The organism is Brevibacillus parabrevis (assembly GCF_022701015.1).
GTDB classification, from domain to species: domain Bacteria; phylum Bacillota; class Bacilli; order Brevibacillales; family Brevibacillaceae; genus Brevibacillus; species Brevibacillus parabrevis.
The window spans coordinates 1094442-1113690 of sequence record NZ_CP064090.1 but is presented as its reverse complement, the minus strand read 5'-3'; the positions used below and the strand labels follow the sequence as shown (position 1 = coordinate 1113690).

Genomic DNA, 19249 nt, shown 5'->3' with positions numbered 1-19249 from the left:
GCCTCCGTGAAATTATCGTTGTCCCTGCCCCTGCAAGGAACGCTGCTCAAGGGCTGGCGTCAGCCTTGGAATCGAATCGATCAAGCGGCGCGTATACGGATGTGTCGACGTCTTCGCCAAAGCGAGCGTGTTCCCCTGATCGACGATTTTGCCCTGATTCATGATGAGGGTGCGGTCAGCCAGGCTGAGTACGACAGGGAGATCGTGCGAAATAAACACCATCGACAGCCCGAGCGTGCGCTGCAAGTTTTTCAACAGCTTGATAATCTCCACCTGAACCATGACGTCCAAACCAGTCGTCGGCTCGTCAGCTATGATCAAATCGGGCTTGTTCACAAGCGCCATGGCAATCACAACACGCTGACGCATGCCTCCGCTCAGTTCATGCGGAAAAGCAGCGGCCCACCGGGAAGCAAGTCCGACTTGCGCAAGCACTTCGTCAATTCGTTCCGCGATCTCGTCTTTGGACATGGACTGATGGGAACGGAGCGCTTCTGCCAACTGCTCTCGCACGTTCATCACAGGATTGAGCGCGTTCATCGCCGCCTGCGGAATCCAGGCAATCCGATTTCCCCGCAGCCGTCTCACCTCTTCGGACGAGAGCTGCGTCAAGTCGCGGCCTGCAAAATAGATCGCTCCCTGCGAGACGAGCGCTGGCGGCTTCAACAACTGCATGACAGCCGACGCAATCGTGCTTTTGCCGCTGCCCGATTCGCCAACCAGCCCCAACATTTCCCCTTTGCGCAAAGCAAAGCTGACAGCATCCACTGCGCGAACCGTACCGCCGTCTTTCGGATACTGTACGGTCAAATTTTGCACGTCCAGCAAAGCGTCTGCCGCCGCAGACTTCACAGCGGACAGCTTCTCTTGCGCCAGTCGCCGATCTCTCTTCGCAGCAGGCGCCTGATAAGCGCGAAGGCGCGGATTTACCCGCTCCTCCAGGTAATAGCCGATCAAGGAAAAGGCGAGCACGGTCATCACGATGCACAAGCCAGGCGGAATCACCCACCACATCCACGCCTCAGTCAAAAAGGCGCTGCGCGAGTTGGCGTAAAACAAAATGCTTCCCCAGCTTTTGGACAGCGGATCTCCCATCCCCAAAAAGCTGAGCGAAGATTCCATCAAGATCGAGACATTGACAGCCTGCACGAACTGCGGGATGACCAGCGGCAGGATGCTGGGAAAAATGTGCTTCCGCAAAATATAGAAGTGACCCGCGCCCATCGATCGCGCAGCCAAGACCGCTCCTCGCGTGCGAAACGACAGCGTCTGGGCGCGAATTTTCCGCGCTTTTCCTGCCCACATGACGAGCGTGATGACGAGCACCTGCGTCAACAGACTCGGCCCGATGTACACCCCGATCACGATCATGAGCGGCAAAAACGGCAAAGTCAGGCAAATGTCTACAATCCGCATGAAGAAGGCGTCCAAAAAGCCCCCTGAATATCCCGAAACCAGGCCGACAACCGTGCCGATCAAGGTAGCGAGCAAAGCTGCGACAATCCCTACCGTAAGCGAGGTGCGCGCGCCCACTACCAGCTCGGCCAAAATGTCCTGCCCCATGTCATTCGTTCCAAGCCAATGTTCTTTTCCAGGCGGTTGGAACGGGGCACCAGACTGCTCGCTGGCGTCGTACGGCACCAGGTAAGGTCCCACGAAGGCAAGCAGCAGAACGATCGCCAGCAAAAACGCGCCGAGCCAACCAATCATTTTGGAACCAATACGACTCATGGAGACTCCTCCACCTGTTTTCTTTGACGGGCACGCGGGTCAAACAGCGGATATGTCAAATCCGCCAGCAAATTCGCCGCGATGACCCCTAGCGTGATGATTAAAAAGACGCCTTGCATCATCGGGTAGTCCCGCGCAATCACGCTCTCGTAGAGCAGCCTGCCAACCCCCGGATAGGAAAAGACCGTCTCGACGACGACAGCGCCACTCACCAAGATCCCCAGGCTCATCGTGATGTGCGTGTACACGGGCAACAGAGCGTTGCGCAGCGCATGATTGAAAATCAGGCTGCGCTTGACCGCCCCTTTGGCTTCCGCCATCAGCACGTAATCTTGCCCCAGCGTATCGAGCATCGACGAACGGGTGAGCAAAAAATTACCCCCGATAGTCGCAAGCGTAATCGTGATAACGGGAAGCGTCATATGTTTGAGCACGGCGAGCACATACTCCATGCCGCCCCCGGTAAAAGCGATTGGCACGGCTCCAAAGGAAGGGAACCAGCCCAGGCTGACCGAGAAAACCGCAATGAGCAGCATGCCGATCCAAAAGCCGGGAATCGATTCGATCGTGAGCATCCCCGTCAGAAAAAGCAGGTCGCGGCGCTTCCCCCGGTTCCACGCAGCATAGGCACCGATGGCGATGCCTATGACTGCGCTCACGATGAGAGAAGGAGCTACCAGCAGAAACGTCCACGGCAGTCTGTCTGCCAATACTTCCGTTACCGGCTTTCCGTATTTGATGGAGCTGCCGAGATCGAACCGGAACACACCTGTCATGAAATCAGCGTATTGCTGCCAAAGCGAGCGATCCAAACCAAGTTCATGCTCGACTTGCTGGCGTTGCTGTGGAGTCAACTCGTTGATGGTCGACTCGCCAAAGAAAAATTCCAGCGGGTCGCCCGGCGCCAGCCGCGGCAGAGCAAAATTGATCGTCAGCGCGACGGCCAGCACCAGCACATATTGAATGCATTTTTTGCCGAATGCAGAGGAGAACCAGCTCCCACTCATTACAGCTCCCCCCGTCTTACTCTTTAGCTACTGCCTTTTTCACGCCATCTGGCAGCAAGGAAAATTTGTTGATGACGCCAAACCCTGGCGACTCTACCCATTGGTCAAATTTTTGCGCATTGTACGCGAATTTCTCTTCCGGGTAGTACAAGACGATGCTGGTCGGCTGCTTGTTGAACAGCTCCTGCATTTTGAACGCGATCTCTTTGCGCTTGTCTACGCTCGTTTCCGCCATCCATTGCTTGGTCAGCTCGTCCATGGCCGGATACGGGATTTTTTTGTTCCACAAGTAAGACGAACGGTGGGACATCACAAATTGATCCGGGTCGGCAACGCCGTGAGCGCCGATCGTACCGATGACGAGGTCAAAATCACGCGTCTGGGAAACGGTCGCCATCGTTCCGGAATCGAGCACTTCTACGTTGATTTTGATGCCGACTTTGGCGTACTGCTCCTTCAGCATTTCGGCAGCGCGAATCCACGCCGGCTCTGTAGATGGTACTTTCAGCGAAAACGCGAGTGCTTTGCCGTCCGCACTCTCGCGGACACCGTCATTGTTTTGGTCGGTGAGCTTCAATTCATCCATCACTGCTTTTGCTTTTTCCACATCGTACGGCGTGCTCAGGTTTGGATTGGTCCACGGCGAATCCGGGTGAGGATAGCCTTTCAAGCCAGGTCGTCCTTTTCCGAGCAGCACGGTATCTGTAATCGCTTGGCGATCCACGGCGAGCGACATCGCATTGCGAAACGCTTCCTGATTGAATGGCGCTTTTTCGTAATTCAGCTTCAACTCGATCAGCGACAACGGAGCGGTCTGAACGACTTTCATGTTGGCCTGATTTTGGAAAGAAGCCTCCAGCTCAGCGGGAACCGGACGTGCAGAAATATCGATTTCACCCGCACGCAGCGCATTGAAGATCGCTGTCGGGTCTTTGATCACAGGCATCACCAGGTTGTCGACAATCGGGCTGCCCATGAAATAGTCTTTGTTTGCTTCGAACTTGTAGTATTGATCTGCCTTGTATTCGACCAGCTTGTAAGGGCCGGTTCCGATTGGCAGGTCGGTATATTTGCGCGGATTTTGCACATTTTCCCAGATGTGTTTCGGCAAAATCGGCAGGTCGGCAAAGGTGATTCGTTCCAAAGTCGGGCACGCATAAGCGCATGTGAAGCGTACGGTCGAAGGGTCGTCCAGCTCGATTTTGGAGATGTGCGGCACTTCGCTTACGTGGTGGGTGTGGCGGTTAGCTGGGCCGTCGCGATAGTATTCGTAGGTGAATTTGACGTCTTCAGCTGTAAACGGATTGCCATCGTGCCACTTGATGCCGGAGCGGATTTTGACTACCCATGTCACGTCATCGAGCTGCTGCGCGGATTCCGCCAGCCAAGGCTGCGGCTTTTCTACATAGGGGGAAGGCGAGAACAATTTATCGAAGACAAGCTCTGTCAAATAATCGATGTTTCCGGTGTAGATGTTCAGCGGGCCTGCGTCCGACGGCAAGCCGATTTTCAGCTCTGGCACTGTTTGATTAGCCGCACCCGCAGCTTCGCCGTTTTTGGGTGCGTCAGCTTGACCAGGTGCCGCATTTTGATTCGACTGGCAGCCCAACACGAAGACAGACAGGACTAACAAATAACTGAGAAAAAGTCCGAAAGACTTGCGTGTATACACGTGTACAACCTCCTGCTTTCCAATTTGTCAGTTGCTTCCTTAGGCGATTCGTTTGATCGTCAAAAGCTCATGCTGCGGCAATGCCAACGCTCGCTCCGACAGCGCAAGCTTCAGCTTCTCGAAGTCGTGCACATCCTGCTCGGTCATGGTTTGCTCCCGACCTTTTTTCAAGTAATCGTAAAATTCAGCGGGCAAAAAGCTGTCCAGCAGCGCGACTTCAACTGCCCGTCCATCTGCGGCCGTAATGACATATGCATACGACTGCGGCCGATGAGGATCGAATTGAGCGACAGGGTAGTCCACATCAACTTGATAGGCTCCCCGCGTCACTGCACGAGTCACGTATTCAAAGACGTCGCGAAATCCTGGCCCGGCGTGACCGGAAAGAATCGATAATTCTTTTCTCTCTGGCGCCTCTTCGCCAAACAGCTCGGCAAAAGCCGCCTGAAGCGTCCGAAACCCAACCGCTACGGCCATCAAGGCGAGACTTCCATGGTATTTGGTCACATCGTGAAAGCTAAGTTCCAATACTTGGTTGCGATCTCGAACACGGATCACAGACATGAAAAAACCCCTCCATCGTTGACTTGTATGTGTTTGTATCTGAAAACTAGGTACATCTTAATCCGATTGATAATGAATATCAATCCCACTTGAACGCCCGCTTTTTCGAAAACCCGCTCTCCTCAACAGCGCCCATTCTCACATAATATTTTTGAATCTACCTATTCATTTTCTTGATAGCATAAATGTTTCCAGCCCTTTACCTGCAAACAGCCGGCATGAAAAAAAGGCCCGCCCCCACACTGACCCGTGCAGGGAACTGGCCCGCTTGCTTTATGGACGTATCTATTCAACAAGGAAACAGTCAAACAGTCCGCAAATAGTGCTCCACGTTTTTGCAAAAGGCGCGATCCGCCTGGCTCAGCTCGGCGTTTTTGCGGAAGACAAACCCGTTTTGCCGTCTGATTTGCATGGACGACACAGGCACAGTCGCCAGCTCGCCTCTGTTCAGCTCTTCCCTGACCGCTCCGGAAGGGAGAAAAGCGATGCCATGGCGCGACTTGATCGCCTGTTTGATCGTCTCGAAGTTGCTCATCTGCAAAAAGCGCGTCTTCACCTGGCGACTATTCAAATGATTGATGACATATTGCTGCAAATACTCGCTTTTGGGCAGCAAGATCGATTCATTGTGCAAGTCGCGTGCGTACAGCAGCCTTCTTTTGGCCAGAGGGTGATCCACAGGCAGCACAAGCAACAGCTCTTCCTCGAACAAAACAGAAGTCTCGAAATTTTTGCGTATATAGTCATCTTCGGGGTAGATTGGCATCAAGGCGTAGTGCGTCCTGCCCTCCTGAAAGCAGCGAATGAGATCGCTGTAGCAATACGTATTGATCTCCAGCGGCTTCTGCGGCAAAATCGTATGCAGTTCATTGAGAACATCGGAGAAAAAGTAGCCCGCAATATAATTGCTGACGTAGACAGACAATACCCGCTCCTGCTCGCTCACCCGCTTCAACTCCACCGCAGCCTCTTCGACCAGATGGGAAATCCGCTTGGCATAGCTGAGCAAAATTTCCCCCTGTTGCGTCAACTGCACCTGTTTCCCCGAACGCTGAACAAGCGGCGATTCGAACAGCTCTTCCAACTGCTGAATATGGTGACTGATCGTTGGTTGAGAGCAAAACAGCCGCTTCGCCGACTCGGTAAAAGAACCGCATTCGGCAAGCACGATGAAAGTTTCCATTTTTTCCAGTGTATTCATAGGCAGCACCCCGCGAATGACGCACAGTAACCATAACTGGTCATTTGTTGAAAATGATAATTGTTATCAATTAAAAGTTTACTTGATCTGCTGAAAAGTGTCCATGCTCAAATGTGCATATCGTGCATGACCATGCAAAAGCGGCTGCCGTCCCGTCCGCATAAGACGAAACAACAGCCGCTTTCTTCTACCGTCAGCCTGTCAGATGATTCCACATCTCCGGCCTGCTCAACGAAACCGCGTCCGCACCGCTCGCCAACGCTTCTTCCACCTGCTGCAAATTCCAGATCAGCCCGCCGAGAATAATCGGCTGCGACAAATGATCTTTTATGTACGAGATGATCGACGGCGCGATGCCCGGCATGATTTCGATCGCATCCGGCTGGTTTTCCTGCACGTTTTTGATCGTAGTCGTCAGCGAAGTCGTGTCGATCAGGAAGACGCGCTGGATCGTCAGCATCCCTTCTTTTTTGGCTGCGCGAATCATCGGCCCTTTTGTGGTGACAATTCCGGTCGGCTTGATGTAAGAAGACAGGAACCGAAATGACTCTTTGTCGTTGGACAAGCCGTTCATCAGATCAGTATGCAAAAAAATCGGTTTTTCCGACTGGCTGATGGCTTCTGCTTCCTCCATCAAGCGAGTCAGCTTTCCGTACATGAGCAAAATGGCGCAAGCTGCGGAATCGAGCGCCTCTCCCAAACGGTCTTGTTCAGTCGCAGCGATAATCCGATTCGTTTTCAACATCGTACCCAGATCCATAGTCAGCGCCTCCTGTTCTCATCGTTGCGATCCAATTCGCTCTACGCTCACTCCGGCACTTGGCAACTGCCGCGTCTCGATTACCCAGCTCCCGGCAAACCCGTTTCGGGCAAGCAAAGGCCATATCTCCGCAAAAGGAATCGTTCCTTCGCCCACCGCCAAGTGCTCGTCTGCCTCGCCCCGGTTGTCGCTAATATGCAGCGCAGACAAGTACGGCAGCGCTTGCTCCAACGCTTCGAGCGCATACCCGTGGCGAATCAGATGGGCGTGTCCCACATCATAAGTAAGACCAAGCTGCCTGGAGTCCACTGCCTTGCACACCTCAAGCAAATCGCCAACATCCCAGCCGAACAGCTTTGAATAAGGCGGCACATTTTCCAAAGTCAGCACGGTGCTTCCATGACTCACCTCGGGCAGCAGCAACTGTACCGCCCGGGTGACATTTTCCCCGCCTCTCGCCCGTTCTGTGTGATCGAGCCGATCCGCGATTTCTCCCGCGTGCATCACCACATGCGTACTGTGCAAAAAGCTCGCGATCTCCAGACACCGCTTCATCGTATCAAGCGTTTGCTCCCGGACTGCACCCGCTTCCGCCGCCAGGTTGCAGCCGGAAATCGGCGCGTGAATCGACCAGCTAATGCCATACTCGACGCCTTTTTGTTGCAGCTGTGTCAGTCGCTCTTTCGACCAGCCCAACAGCTCGGCGTGACCGTCCTCGCACATGATTTCGATTGCTGTCCAGCCATCGGCAATCAGCCTGTCGATCGCTTCTGACAGCGGCAGCTCGAACAAGGCATAGCTGGATACGGCAAAACCGCTTTTGTCCCTCATCTCTCGTTCCCCTTTTGCCTACTTCACCCCGGAATGGATGAAGCTGTTGATAAATTGCCGTTGAAACAGCAAGAACGCAAGCACCAGCGGAAAAATGACCATCACCGTAGCCGCGCTGACCTCTGCCCACTGCGCTCCTGTCTCAAACGACTGCGCAAAAATAGCCAGCCCTACCGTGAGCGGCCGATTCTCCACCGAGTTCGTAATAATCAGCGGCCACATGAAATTGTTCCAATGGTAGCTGACTGACACCAGACCGAACGCGATGTATGTCGGCTTCGCCAAAGGAACGTACACCCGCCATAAAATTTGCAGCCAGGAGCAGCCCTCCATGCGGGCAGCTTCCTCCAGCTCGTGGGGGATCGTCTTGAACGTTTGCCGCAAAAGAAACACGCCAAAGGCGGAAGCAAAGTACGGCAGCATGATCCCGATCTTCGTGTCGAGCAAGGACAGGTCGCGAAGCACGTTGTAGTTCGGGAAAATCAAAATGTCGGCAGGCACCATCAGCTGCACGAGAAACAAGACAAACAGCACGTCCCTGCCCCAGAAACGCAGCTTGGCAAAAGCGTACGCAGCCAGCGTAGTCGTAACGATCTGTGCAACCAATACTCCTGTGACAATCAAGAAAGTATTGAAGTAATACTGGGCGAAAGGAGCTGCGTCCCACACCTTCGCGAAGTTTGCCAGCGTAAAGTCTGCGCTGAACGTCCATGATGTCGCCAGTTCCCTGGGCCGAACGGATGTCCAGACCACCCAAAGCAGAGGGAACAGCCAGACTACAGCCAATCCGTACATGCCAGCGCTTGTCAATTTCCGGACCATCTGCCATCCCCCTTAGTTGTAGTGAATTTTTTTATCCAGACCAAAAAACTGCACAGCAGCCACTGCCAGAAGCAGCACGACCATCACAATCGTCAAAGCGGATGCCATTCCTTGATCCCAGAAAGAAAATGCCGTTTCGTAAATGTAGTACAGCAAGAGATTGCTGGCGTTGTCCGGGCCGCCCTTCGTCATGATGACCAAGTGATCCACGAGCTTGAACGAATTGGTAAAAGCGATAATGCTGACAAACATGGTCGTCGGCATGAGCAGCGGGAACGTCACCCGCCGAAAAACCGTCCAGGCCGACGCGCCCTCCATGGCAGCAGATTCGTACAGCTCCTGCGAAATATTTTGCAGGCCAGCCAGGTAAAAGATCATGAAGTAGCCCGCTTCCTTCCAGATGACCATGAAAATCATCGCCCACATCACGTTCGATTGATCCCCGAGCCAGTTCATATCTCCTTTTCCAAACCAGTCCATCACATGGCTAAGCGCTCCGTACTCCGGCGTGTAAATGAACAGCCAGATGTTGGCGACGGCAATCATCGGGACAACCGTCGGGTAAAAGTAGGCGGTACGGATAAAGCCTTTGCCCCGCAACGCTTTGTTGGCAAACAGCGCCATCCCGAGCGCCAACGCCACGCTTGTCGGAACGGTTCCTAACGCGAACCAGAGGTTGTTGGTCAGCACCTTCCAAAACACGTCATCTTCCAGCATTTGTTTGTAATTGTCTATCCCGTTAAAAAACGGCTCTGGGGAACCCAGATCCGCTTGATGAAAACTGAGAATAACCGTTTGCCAAACAGGATAGAAAGTAAACAGCAGCAGGAAGATGAGGGAGGGAAGGAGCAGCAGCCAGGCGTACACGTTCACTTTCCATTTTGCTCGTAGTTCCCCCATCGTCGCTCCTCCATTTGCCTCGTTCGATTATTTGTTGAAAGACGCCAGCACTTTGTCTGCCTCTTCCTGTGCTTTTTTCAGCGCTGCGGCAGCGTCTGCCTTTCCGGTAAGAACAGCTTGCAGGTTGTCGTTCAGCGCTTTTGTCACTTTGCCGTTGTTGTGCGTGGAAAACTCGGCATGGCCGTACTCCAACTGATCGCGCGCTACTGCTGCCGCTGGAAAATCTTTGACGTACTGCTTCATGATCTCTTCTTCGTAAGCAGACTTGCGCGTCGCGACATAGCCCGTATCGATGCTCCACTGTGCCGCGCGCTTAGGCTCGGTCATGAACCGGATGAATTTCCACGCCGCTTCTTGCTTCTTCGCATCCGTGCCTTTGAACATGTAGAAGTTGCCGCCGCCAGTCGGGCTGGCGTAGTTCTTTTTCGCAGGCAAAAACGCTACGCCGAAGTCAAACTTCGCATTGTTTTTCACGTTGGTCAGGTTTCCGGTCGTGTGGAACATCATCGCCGTCTTGCCTTCGAGGAAATCGGATGGCACCGTCGCCCATTCAATCACGCCTTCTGGCATCGCCTTATGCTTTTTCGCCAGGTCGACCCAATATTGCAGCGCCTCAACATTTTCAGGCGTATCGAAAAATACTTTTTTGCCGTCTTCTGTCATCAAGTTTTTGCCGTTTTGCAGGGCCAAAGCCTGGTACATCCAGTACGTAAAGCCGGAAGAAGGAATTTCAATGCCCCAACGCCCGTCTTTTGTCAGCTTGGCGGCATACTCAGCCATCTCATCCCACGTCGTAGGCGGTTTTTCCGGGTCGAGGCCGACTTCCTTGAACGCTGCCTTGTTGTAGTAAAGCACGATCGTGCTGCGCTGGAACGGGATGCTGTACGTTTTGCCGTCTACCTGGGAGTTGGCCAGGAAGCCCGGGAAGAAATCTTTGACGTATTCGTTGCCGCCGTCTTTGGCAATAAACTCGTCCAGCGGCAAAATCGCATTCATGTCCATCATCGTGTGCAGCTCGGTGGAAAGCATGACCGCTACGTCAGGCGGCGTTTTTCCTTGCACGGCAGCCTGGATTTTCGTGGTCGTGTCCTGATAGCTGCCTGTATAGACGGGCTTGACTGTAATGCCCGGATTTTCCTTGTTGAACTCTTCCGCCATCCCGTCGACGATTTTGGTCAGGGGGCCGCCGACAGCTACCGGATAGAAGAAAGACAGCTCTGTATTGCCCGCAGGCTTCGTTTCAGATGTGCCCGGCTGTGCTGGTTGCCCTGGTTGGCTGCTGCCTGTGGTGGAAGTCCCGCTGGAGCATCCTGTAAGTAGAGCCAGACTCATCGCGACTGAAAACAGACTTTTGACTACTGTACGCATCGCAGTATCTCTCCTTTTTCTCTTCCGGCCGTGATGGCCAAATTTTTTCCGGATTGCGAATCAAACAGACTGACATGCTCCAGGGCAAAGCCTACGCGAACAAGATCTCCCCGGCGGCATGGCCACTGCCCGTTCCATTTTGCCTTCCACAGCTTGTCTCCCAGCTTAAATTCCACGATTGTCTCGGAACCGAGAATTTCCACGCCTTGCACACTGACGAGCAACGAGCGGCTCTCATCCGCGACCGCGCCCGGTTCCAGCGGCTGCAAAGCTTCGGGACGCAAGCCGAGGACAACAGGAGTGCCGTCCTTGATGCCTGCCTGTGGGCCAAAACCAAGCGCAAGCGGCAAAAAACGTCTGCTCGGATCATCGCTCAGCTCCACGCCTGATTGCGCGCCATTGCTTCGCCACACCGCCTGCGTCGTATTCATCGGCGGCGCGCCCGTAAATTCAGCGACAAACAAGTTTGCAGGGTGGTTGTAGACGTCAAGCGGTTTGCCCACTTGCTGCACCTCGCCATCGCGCAGCACCATCATGCGATCGCCCATCGTCATCGCTTCTACCTGATCGTGGGTGACGTATATCATCGTAATTCCCAGCTCCTGCTGCAACTGGCGAATCTCTGTCCGCATGTGCCCGCGCAGCTTGGCATCGAGATTGGACAGCGGCTCGTCCATCAGACAGATCGGATGCTGGCTGACGATCGCCCGCCCGAGCGCGACCCTTTGCCGTTGTCCGCCCGACAGCTCTTTTGGCTTTCGGTTCAAAAGCGCTGCAATGCCCAGCATCTCGGCTGCGTGCTCCAACCGCTTGACCTGATCCTGTTTGCTCACTTTTCGCACCTGCAAGCCGAACAAAATGTTATCTTTGACCGTCAAATGCGGATACAAGGCGTAATTTTGAAACACCATGGAAATATTCCGGCCACTCGGCGGAACCTCGTTTACCCGTTTGCCTCCGATCAACAGCTCTCCGGCGCTGATCTCTTCCAGCCCGGCAATCATTCTCAACGTCGTCGACTTGCCGCATCCCGAAGGCCCGACCAGTACGAAAAACTCCCCGGGCGCAATGATCGCGCTCACTTCGTTGACAACCTGTTGCCGCTCGTACATTTTGGAAATGCGTCGCAATTCCACTTCCGCCACGACCATCCCTCCTAAAACCTATGGCGTTTGCCCTTCATCATCCGATGATACCAACCGCGTGATAAGCAAATATTTGGAAACTGTAAAGCTTTGATCTACATTTGCCCGCCGTCCATCGTCGGCAAGACCAGATCGGGCTGAATTTTGGCGTGACCGAGTTCCGCGCTTGTCGTCACTCCGGTCAGCACCAGCGCTGTCTTCATCCCGCTGTTGATCCCGAGCAAAATGTCCGTCTCCAGACGATCGCCGACCATCAAACAGCGCTCAGGCAGGACATCCAGCTGCAAAAAGACTTGGTCAGCGTAAAAGCGGGACGGTTTCCCCGTCATCGCCCACGTGCTCGCACCGCCTGCCGTTTCAATCGCTCGCGCCAGCGCCCCTGTATCGGGGATCGCTCCGCCAGGCACCGGACATACCGAATCGGGATTTGCCACGATCAGCTTGGCCCCGTTTCGCACCGCATCGGCTGCCCGCTGCAACTTTTCGTACGTAAAAGCCCGGTCCATTCCCACCAGCACATGTGTGGCGCTCATCGCATCGGCTGTCTGCGGAATGTGAAACTCGGCCATCTCCTGCTCAAGCGCAGGCTCGCCGACCACCAGCACGCACGCTTGTTCATGGTCTGCCAGCTGCTTGAAATACAGGCCCGCCACGTAAGCTGCCGTCATGATCTCATGGCGTTCTACGGCAAGCCCCAGCTTTTCCAGCCGCTGCCGACAGCCCTCTCGCGTCTGCACCGTCGTGTTGGTCAAAAACATGATCTTCTTCCCTTTTTGCCGCAAAGTGGCGAGGATTTCTTCCACGCCAGGCAACAGTTGATCTCCAATGAAGATCGTCCCGTCCAAATCAAAAAAATACGCGTCATAAAAAGCTGTATCTAGCAAAGCCTCTTGCCGCTCCTTTCCTTGGGAAACACAAAAAGCCCTCATACGGGCAACAGCATGCATGAACAAACCGATCCAATCGGCCTGTATTGCCTAAGCTGTTGCTGTATGAGGGCTTTCTCCACGTCTCGGCCCAACTACAGACGTTATTCTATTGATACTGTAACGAGTATAACAAGCGAGTGTTAAGGAATTGTTGAGCTTCGTTTGCGATTGTGTGAAAATCAGAGACCAGTCACATGTCCAGCTTTTCCATTCTTTTGCGATTGCGTGCTTCTTGCTTCTTCTTTCTCCTCAGTTCCATCGCGGTATAAAACGCCGGGACGACCACGAGCGTGAGTACCGTGGAAAAGAACAGGCCCGAAATGATCGTCACAGCCAACGGCTTGAACAGCACATCGCCGGAAATCGCCAGCGGAAGCAGACCTGCAATCGCTGTCATCGACGTCAGCAAGATCGGCCTGAATCTCGCCTCTCCCGCTTCAATCACCGCCTTTTGCAAGGCCAGCCCCCTGTTGCGAGCCTGCTCGATGAACTCGACCAGCACAATCCCGTTGCGAACGACAATGCCGGACAAAGACACAATCCCCATCATGGACATGAAGCCCAGCGGAGTCCGCGTGACAAACAAACCGATGAGACTGCCGGAAATCGCCAGGTAGACGGTGCTCATGACAAGAACGGGAATCCGCAGCGAGTAGAACTGCATGGCGATCAAAATGACAATCAAAAAGATGACGATCACCGACAGCTTGCCCATATCGAGGAAGACTTCGACTTGCGCTGATGTCTCTCCGTCATACTCCAAAAAATAGCCGTCAGGCAAAGCCATTTTGGCGAGTTCAGGCTTGATTTCCTTCATCACCTCTGTAGCTGTCCGTCCCTTTACCTCGCCTGTAATCGTCACCGTCCGGTCGAGGTTGCGATGCGGGATGTTTTGCACGCTAAAAGACGGTTGAACGCTCACCAGTGAAGCGAGCGGGACTTGCTCGCCTTTTGCATTGGCGACAAACAGCCGCTGGAAAGCATTGACGCCCGCTTCCCCATCCTGCTTCACATATAAAGTAATGTCCGTCAGTTGCTTGCCGTCGTCAAACTCGCTTACTTTGATGCCTTCGCTCACCAGCCGCAGCGTCCGCGACAGTTCTGCCGCCGTGACGCGATTTTGCTCCATCATCGCTTGATTGGTTTCAAAAGCGATGGCGTAGCTGTCCACTCCCAAATCGTCCTGCACCTCGGTTATGCCATTCACCTTGGCGACTTGCTCCTGTATTTGCAAAGACAACTGACGCAGTGTCGTAATGTTCTCGCCGTACACCCGGATGACCACCGGCTTGCCCACAGGCGGGCCTGTTTGCAAATCGCGCGGGACGATCACAGCTTCCGGAAACTTTTGGCGAATCTCAGCCAGCGTCTCGTTTTGCAGCTTTTGCAAAGACGTTGCCTGTTTGTCCAGGCGCACAATCAACTGCCCGACATTTGCGCCGCTGCCCGCCCCCGTAGTGCTGCCAAAAATCTTCGGTGCGCTTCCTCCGGCAAAGGAACTGACCATCCAAACCCCGTCCGTAGCGGAAAAGTCCTGCGACACCTGCTTGACGACCCGATCGGTTTCTGCCAGGCTGCTTCCGTTTGGCAACTTGACATTGACCAGAAAGACGTCGCGATCAGACACCGGAAACAGCTGAATCGGCGTCAACGGGATCAAAAGATAAGCCATTGTACTGATCAAAACGGCAGCAACGCCTGTCGCCAGCGGCCTTTTCAACAAGCGCGGCAAGACCGTTCTGGCGTACCAGTTGGACAGATGAAGCAATTGTTTGCCCAACAGCCCCGCAGGTTTTCTCATGTCCAGCTTCTTGCGTCTGCGCTCTTCACTCCATCTGCGAAAAATCGGAACGATCGTCAGTGACATGACCATGGAAGCCAGCATCGAGACAATGATCACGACCGGAATCGGGCGGACAAAAGCACCCGATCCGCCGCTGAGAAACAGCAACGGACCGAACGAAGCAACCGTTGCCAAGGTAGCCGTCAAAATGGAGACCGCTACTTCCTTCGCCCCCATCACTGCCGCCCGCTGCGGCTGCTCGCCATGCTTGATGAGTCGTCGTTCGATATTGTCGTTCACGACCACCGCATCATCGACGAGAATCCCCAAAACGATAATCAGGCCGACAATCGTAATCTGGTTCAAGGTCACTTCAAAAAACGGCAAAAAAATCATTCCGGTCGCAAGCGAAATCGGGATCGCCAGGGCGACCATTAATGAAGTCGTAAAATTCAAGCCGAGCGTACAAACAAGGAGAACGGCGACGACCGCAATCAACAGCTCGCGCCACAAGTCTGAGAAAATCTCGTCAATCCGCTCATTTTGCGTGTAGAGAGACTCTGCTTGCGCCCCGGCAGGCAAGGTGCTGCGCAGCATGTCTACCTTTGCATCGATTTGCTGTTGCAATCGGGTGATGTTTGCTTTTGACTCGGTCATCAAACTGATCGAGACGGCTGGCTTGTTGTTGTGATAGGCGAGATAGGCAGGGGCTTTGGCTGTAAATTGCACATTGGCCACCTGTCCGAGATAGATCGCGCTCCCGGTTTTTCCGTAGCCGACCACTACCTGCTCCAGTTGCTTGATGTCTTTCCATTCCGTCATTCTCAGCTCGTACGTCCGCTGATCGATTTGATAGCTGCCGAGCGGAGCCGTCTCGTTTGCCGCTTTGATCGCAGCTTGCACTTGTGCCCAGGTCAAATGCATGAATGCAAGCTTTTGCGGGTCGAGTCTAATCTGGATTTCCTGCTCCGGCAGCCCCTCGATCGTCACGCTGGAGATGCCCGGAATTTTGCTCAGTTGCTTTTCCCACATGGTCAGCGGCTCTCGCAACTCATCGAGCCGGGAAGCCGTGTCCACCGTAATCATGAACGTCTGGGCGAACATTCTCCCCATGTCGTCGTTCACGACAGGCTGTCTCGCCTCTGCCGGCAAAAAGGCTTCTGCGTCCTTGACCTTTTTGCGCAGCTCCTCCCACGTTTCTTTTTGGTCTACTCCGTTGTTCACCTCGACCGTAATGATGGAAAGGCCGGGCTGCGATTGCGAGGTGATAGCCTTTAGCCCCTGCATTTCCTTGATTTTGGCTTCGATTTCCTTCGTCACCGTCTGCTCGATTCGCTCTGCCGAAGCGCCTGGCAGCGCCGTCGTGACAGATGCGCGATTAACAGCAATCTCCGGAATTTCCTGATGCGGCAGTTGAAAAAAGCTCAACACCCCGACCAGAACTACCATGATGAAAAACAGCAGCGTAATTTTTTGCTTGCGGATCAAAAAGTCAATCATGGCCGCTCACCCGTCGAGACTTCCAGCGTATCGCCCGCGAACAATTGCTCCGCCCCTTTGGTAACCACCTGCTCGCCAATGGTGAGACCGGATGTGATTTGCAGCTGGTTGTCAACGATCATGCCAAGTGTCACGGGAACTTTTGCCGCTTTGTTATCCCGGACAACAAAAACGTACGGCTGCGTTTCTCCCCTGCTTTGCACCGCTTGTACAGGGACAAAAATGCCCTTTGGTCCTTGATGCTCGTGAACGACCGTAGCGACTTGCCCTGCAAGCCAAGCGTGGTCGGGATTCTCTACCCGCACCTCGACAGGGACAGTCCCGCTCCCTTGACTGGCTGCGGGCGACACGCGCTGCACGATTCCGCTTCGTTTCTGATCGTACAAAGTAACGGTAACCTCGTCTCCCTTTTTCCAGAAGCCGATGTCACGATCCGGAACGGCGAGCTGGATCAGCAGCGCATCTACATTCCCGATCCGGTATACGGGTGTGCTCGTAGATGTCAGTTGGCCGACCGAAGCCAGCTTTTCCAGCACGACACCGGAGATGGGCGCGGTCAAATCTGCTTTTGTCTGCGTCAAAGCGGCCCGCTGCTGGCCGACTACCGCCTGCCGATACACGCCAGCGGTTTGTTGTTTCTGCTCCTGGCGCGGCCCCTCTGCAACCAGGGCATACGTCTCTTTGGCATTTTCCCAATCTTTTTCGGCCAATGCCGCCTTGTTCTGAACGTTTTCCCAATCGTTTGTCGACAAAGCGCCCTGGCGGAACAACACTTCCGACCGCTGCAAATCCGCTTTTGCCTTATCCATGAGCGCCTTGGCCTTGTCCAGATTGTTTTGCGCTTGCAGCACTTCCTCTGCGCGAGCGCCGTTCGTCACTTGCGCCAATTGCGCCTTGGCCTGCTGAACCGATGCCGCCGCGCTTGCAGCCTGTAACGATAAATCGCGTCCATCCAGACTGGCAAGGACACTCCCCGTCTCCACATAGTCGCCTGCTTCTGCCAGCAGCGTGACGATGCGGCCATTTATTTCAAACGACACCTGCGTCTCTTCCACTGGCGTTAAAATGCCGGACCACTTCGCCACCTGCCCAAAAGCCTCTTCCTTCACTTGGGTAACTGCCACTCGTTTGACAGTGGTCTGCTCCACTGCTGCCTTATCAGAGACAGCTGGACTGCATGCAGCAAGCAAAAGAGCACTGGAAAGCACGATCACGCGTTGCTTCATCTGATTCAAAATCGATCCCTTCCTTCGCCCATGAACTTTACTTGTGTAAAGCTCATCATAGAAACCTCCAGATGTATGCCGAATGTTCAGAATCATTCTTTTCGTAGACGCTCTAATCTTATTGCAGTTGTTCACGTCATTGCACTACGTCTGACAGAAGTGTCGAAAAAAGGACAAAAAATAAAGGCCGCGAATGCCCAGGCGCTACCCTACATTTTGACGCCGTATCCATCCAGCATCACCTGAAAAATCAGGTTGTGCCACTCCTCCTCCGCGACCTTGCGACTTTGGGGAATTTGTATCGATTGAAACAGCAAGCCCGCGATCAGCTCGCTAGGAATTTCGCGGCGAATCGTGCCTTCTTCCTTGCAAGCTTCAATGACGTCTGTCAAAAGTTTGTTCAATATATAGTGCTGTTGTCTGAGCGTCGTCATCGCCTTTTCCACATTCGGCGATGCAGCCCCGTTCACGAAAGGAGCAAACAACAAAATCTGGTGAATGTCTGCGTATTTCATGAACGAATCGTACATGTTCCGCAGCTTCGCAAGCGGCCGCGCGATCTCATCCATGTCTTTGTACTCGGCCATAATCGTATCCATGAGATGCACCATTAAAGAAGCAATCAATTCATCCTTGTTGGAAAAATACTCGTAGATCGTGCTGCGGCTCACATTCAACTGGTCGGACACAAGCTTGAAGTGAAAGCCCGCGTACCCTTTTTCCACCAAAATTTTGCCCGATACCTCATATAGTTCATCGATGTGCAGTTTTTGTCTCGCCATCCGTTACGCTCCCCTCGTTCTTCCTGCGATGAACCGTTTGAAGTCACCCTTGTTGATGAACAGTTTACACAAGCTTCTTCATAACCTCAACCCTCCTCTCTTCTCGCATTTTCTCTTGTGTTACAATGAATTTGGAAAAAAACGGATTGTACAGGAGTGTTGAAATGGATCTCTCCAGGCTCGCGAAAAAAAACCATTATGAACACATTACGGAGCAATTGAAAACGCTCATTCTCAGCGGCAAACTGCAAGCCGGGAGCAAGCTCCCCTCCACCAAGGAGCTGTCGGAGCAATTCGGTGTCGGGCGTTCTACCACCCGCGAAGCGCTTAGTGCCCTCAAGGCAATGGGGCTGATCGAGATTCGCCAGGGCGGCCACTGCACAGTGAAAAGCACCTGCTCTCCTGTCCAAAGCTTGCTGCCTGATCTGCAAGGCTTGCGCAACAATCGCCAGACCATTCTTGAATTGATCGAAGCGCGAAAATCGCTGGAGGTCGCCAACGCTGCCATCGCTGCAAGCAAACGGGACGAACATGACCTGCACGCCCTGGAAGAAATTTTGAGCGAGATGGAGCAGCATATCGGAAACGAGGACATAGGCGAGCGCACCGATCTGCTCTTTCACCTGGCGCTCGCCAAAGCGACGCACAACTCCATACTCGTGCATCTGTTTGAATCGATCTCCAAGCAGATGGAGATTGGCATTCGCGAGACGAGAAGAGTCGAGATTTACTCCAACCGCTCTGTCTCCGAACAGTTTTTTCTCGAACACAAAGCGATCTACGAGGCCGTGAAGCGACAAGACCCGGAAGCGTCCCAAGCCAGAATGACTGAACACCTGCTCCACGTAGAACAAATTCTTCTGAAATATTTGGCTAATTGAGAGAACGAAAAAGCAGCTGTCGAGCGATTCGGCGGCTGTTCGTCTTTTTTCTGCTCTCTTTTTTCGCCAGGCGAAATAAACCACTGACCAAGCTGTAAAAAAATATTGCAAAGATACAATGAAAGGTTTACATTACTTTCTGGGATG

At 53.6% G+C, this 19249-nt stretch carries 16 protein-coding genes; 1 reads left to right on the top strand and 15 read right to left on the bottom strand.

Features of this window, described 5'->3' with window-relative positions:
- Positions 1-12 precede the first annotated feature (12 nt).
- The 15 genes from IRJ17_RS05455 to IRJ17_RS05385 all read right to left on the bottom strand — a co-directional run bounded on the left by IRJ17_RS05455 (position 13) and on the right by IRJ17_RS05385 (position 18221).
- Positions 13-1731, bottom strand: coding sequence for a dipeptide/oligopeptide/nickel ABC transporter permease/ATP-binding protein (locus tag IRJ17_RS05455; protein ID WP_242773611.1), 1719 nt, complete (start codon positions 1729-1731; stop codon positions 13-15).
- Entirely contained in the window at positions 1728-2738 is a 1011-nt protein-coding gene (locus IRJ17_RS05450) for an ABC transporter permease (RefSeq protein ID WP_173597272.1), read from the bottom strand. Before IRJ17_RS05450 ends, IRJ17_RS05455 begins: the two co-directional genes overlap by 4 nt.
- 16 nt (positions 2739-2754) lie before the next feature.
- Positions 2755-4410 carry an ABC transporter substrate-binding protein gene (locus IRJ17_RS05445; protein WP_242773609.1) on the bottom strand — a complete coding sequence of 552 codons (1656 nt, stop codon included), beginning with the start codon at positions 4408-4410 and terminating at the stop codon, positions 2755-2757.
- A 39-nt stretch (positions 4411-4449) separates the two neighbouring features.
- Positions 4450-4974: a hypothetical protein gene (locus tag IRJ17_RS05440; protein WP_122962380.1), complete on the bottom strand. Its 525-nt coding sequence runs from the start codon at positions 4972-4974 to the stop codon at positions 4450-4452.
- Between the two features lie 304 nt (positions 4975-5278).
- Positions 5279-6175, bottom strand: coding sequence for a LysR family transcriptional regulator (locus IRJ17_RS05435; protein WP_229049773.1), 897 nt, complete (start codon positions 6173-6175; stop codon positions 5279-5281).
- Positions 6176-6368: 193 nt separating this feature from the next.
- Positions 6369-6935, bottom strand: coding sequence for a glycerol-3-phosphate responsive antiterminator (locus IRJ17_RS05430; protein ID WP_122962378.1), 567 nt, complete (start codon positions 6933-6935; stop codon positions 6369-6371).
- Between the two features lie 18 nt (positions 6936-6953).
- Positions 6954-7766: a sugar phosphate isomerase/epimerase family protein gene (locus IRJ17_RS05425; protein WP_122962377.1), complete on the bottom strand. Its 813-nt coding sequence runs from the start codon at positions 7764-7766 to the stop codon at positions 6954-6956.
- Positions 7767-7784: 18 nt separating this feature from the next.
- On the bottom strand, positions 7785-8588 hold the full coding sequence (locus tag IRJ17_RS05420) for a carbohydrate ABC transporter permease (protein ID WP_122962376.1): 804 nt from the start codon (positions 8586-8588) through the stop codon (positions 7785-7787).
- A gap of 12 nt (positions 8589-8600) precedes the next feature.
- The gene (locus tag IRJ17_RS05415; RefSeq protein WP_122962375.1) at positions 8601-9488 is read right to left on the bottom strand and encodes a carbohydrate ABC transporter permease; all 888 of its coding nucleotides are present in this window, start codon (positions 9486-9488) and stop codon (positions 8601-8603) included.
- Positions 9489-9515: 27 nt separating this feature from the next.
- On the bottom strand, positions 9516-10856 hold the full coding sequence (locus tag IRJ17_RS05410; RefSeq protein WP_217022046.1) for an ABC transporter substrate-binding protein: 1341 nt from the start codon (positions 10854-10856) through the stop codon (positions 9516-9518).
- A complete protein-coding gene (locus tag IRJ17_RS05405; RefSeq protein WP_242773606.1) occupies positions 10844-12001 on the bottom strand; it encodes an ABC transporter ATP-binding protein in 1158 nt (385 codons plus the stop codon). The genes IRJ17_RS05410 and IRJ17_RS05405 overlap by 13 nt, the downstream gene beginning before the upstream one ends.
- Positions 12002-12096: 95 nt before the next feature.
- Positions 12097-12885: an HAD-IIA family hydrolase gene (locus IRJ17_RS05400; RefSeq protein WP_173597268.1), complete on the bottom strand. Its 789-nt coding sequence runs from the start codon at positions 12883-12885 to the stop codon at positions 12097-12099.
- 235 nt (positions 12886-13120) lie between these two features.
- Positions 13121-16213, bottom strand: coding sequence for an efflux RND transporter permease subunit (locus IRJ17_RS05395; RefSeq protein ID WP_242773603.1), 3093 nt, complete (start codon positions 16211-16213; stop codon positions 13121-13123).
- Positions 16210-17439 (bottom strand): efflux RND transporter periplasmic adaptor subunit, encoded by a 1230-nt coding sequence (locus tag IRJ17_RS05390; protein WP_233454128.1) that lies wholly within the window; start codon positions 17437-17439, stop codon positions 16210-16212. Before IRJ17_RS05390 ends, IRJ17_RS05395 begins: the two co-directional genes overlap by 4 nt.
- 209 nt (positions 17440-17648) lie before the next feature.
- Positions 17649-18221, bottom strand: coding sequence for a TetR/AcrR family transcriptional regulator (locus IRJ17_RS05385; protein ID WP_122962370.1), 573 nt, complete (start codon positions 18219-18221; stop codon positions 17649-17651).
- A gap of 164 nt (positions 18222-18385) precedes the next feature.
- Between IRJ17_RS05385 and IRJ17_RS05380 the strand changes: the two genes are divergently transcribed.
- A complete protein-coding gene (locus IRJ17_RS05380; protein WP_173598972.1) occupies positions 18386-19102 on the top strand; it encodes a FadR/GntR family transcriptional regulator in 717 nt (238 codons plus the stop codon).
- Positions 19103-19249 lie beyond the last annotated feature (147 nt).

Bases quoted from the DNA above. Each gene is read 5' to 3' on its own strand.
- IRJ17_RS05455 (WP_242773611.1), bottom strand. From the start codon at position 1,731: ATGAGTCGTATTGGTTCCAAAATGATTGGTTGGCTCGGCGCGTTTTTG.
- IRJ17_RS05450 (WP_173597272.1), bottom strand. From the start codon at position 2,738: ATGAGTGGGAGCTGGTTCTCCTCTGCATTCGGCAAAAAATGCATTCAA.
- IRJ17_RS05440 (WP_122962380.1), bottom strand. From the start codon at position 4,974: ATGTCTGTGATCCGTGTTCGAGATCGCAACCAAGTATTGGAACTTAGC.
- IRJ17_RS05435 (WP_229049773.1), bottom strand. From the start codon at position 6,175: ATGAATACACTGGAAAAAATGGAAACTTTCATCGTGCTTGCCGAATGC.
- IRJ17_RS05430 (WP_122962378.1), bottom strand. From the start codon at position 6,935: ATGGATCTGGGTACGATGTTGAAAACGAATCGGATTATCGCTGCGACT.
- IRJ17_RS05425 (WP_122962377.1), bottom strand. From the start codon at position 7,766: ATGAGGGACAAAAGCGGTTTTGCCGTATCCAGCTATGCCTTGTTCGAG.
- IRJ17_RS05420 (WP_122962376.1), bottom strand. From the start codon at position 8,588: ATGGTCCGGAAATTGACAAGCGCTGGCATGTACGGATTGGCTGTAGTC.
- IRJ17_RS05415 (WP_122962375.1), bottom strand. From the start codon at position 9,488: ATGGGGGAACTACGAGCAAAATGGAAAGTGAACGTGTACGCCTGGCTG.
- IRJ17_RS05410 (WP_217022046.1), bottom strand. From the start codon at position 10,856: ATGCGTACAGTAGTCAAAAGTCTGTTTTCAGTCGCGATGAGTCTGGCT.
- IRJ17_RS05395 (WP_242773603.1), bottom strand. From the start codon at position 16,213: ATGATTGACTTTTTGATCCGCAAGCAAAAAATTACGCTGCTGTTTTTC.
- IRJ17_RS05390 (WP_233454128.1), bottom strand. From the start codon at position 17,439: ATGAAGCAACGCGTGATCGTGCTTTCCAGTGCTCTTTTGCTTGCTGCA.
- IRJ17_RS05385 (WP_122962370.1), bottom strand. From the start codon at position 18,221: ATGGCGAGACAAAAACTGCACATCGATGAACTATATGAGGTATCGGGC.
- IRJ17_RS05380 (WP_173598972.1), top strand. From the start codon at position 18,386: ATGGATCTCTCCAGGCTCGCGAAAAAAAACCATTATGAACACATTACG.